1 protein-coding gene is annotated in these 613 nt (G+C 70.3%); it reads right to left on the bottom strand.

Translation table 11 applies throughout. The features are described 5' to 3' along the window. Window positions 1–613: dipeptide/oligopeptide/nickel ABC transporter ATP-binding protein (locus B2J89_RS21515; RefSeq protein WP_169170842.1), on the bottom strand; the 613-nt coding region annotated here is incomplete at both ends.

The raw sequence follows: 613 nt of genomic DNA, 5'->3' as shown, positions 1-613 counted from the left end.
GCACCACACCCAGGTCGTGGCTGATGAACAGGCAGGTCAGGCCGTGCTGCGCGCGCAGGTCCATGAACAGGTTGAGCACCTGCGCCTGGATGGACACATCCAGCGCCGCCACCGGCTCGTCGCACACCAGGAACTGCGGAGACACCATCAGCGCGCGCGCGATGCCCACCCGCTGGCGTTGTCCGCCCGAGAGCTGGTGCGGCAGCCGGTCGCGGTACTCGGCGGCCAGGCCCACCTCGGCCAGCGCCTGGTTCACGCGTGCGGGGATGTCCTGCGCCGGCGCCAGCTTGTGCACTTGCAGCGCCTCGCCCAGGATCTGGTGCAGCCGCTGGCGCGGATTGAGCGAAGCCTGCGGGTCCTGGAACACCATCTGCACGCCCAGCGTGTAGGCCAGCTTGTCCTGGCGGTTGAGGCTGGCGCACGAGGCGCCGCGGTACAGCAGCTCGCCTTCGGTCTGGCGGTGCAGGCCTGCGACCACGCGGCCCAGCGTGGACTTGCCGCAGCCCGATTCGCCCACCAGACCGACCACTTCGCCCTTGTGGATGGCCAGGCTCACGCCATTGACAGCGTGGACAGTGCGGTGCTCCGGCGCCTTGCCGGCCAGCTGCAGCGC

It is taken from the genome of Acidovorax sp. SRB_24 (genome assembly GCF_012931925.1).
Note: the sequence above shows the minus strand (reverse complement) of the source record. Positions and strands in the feature narration are given on the sequence as shown.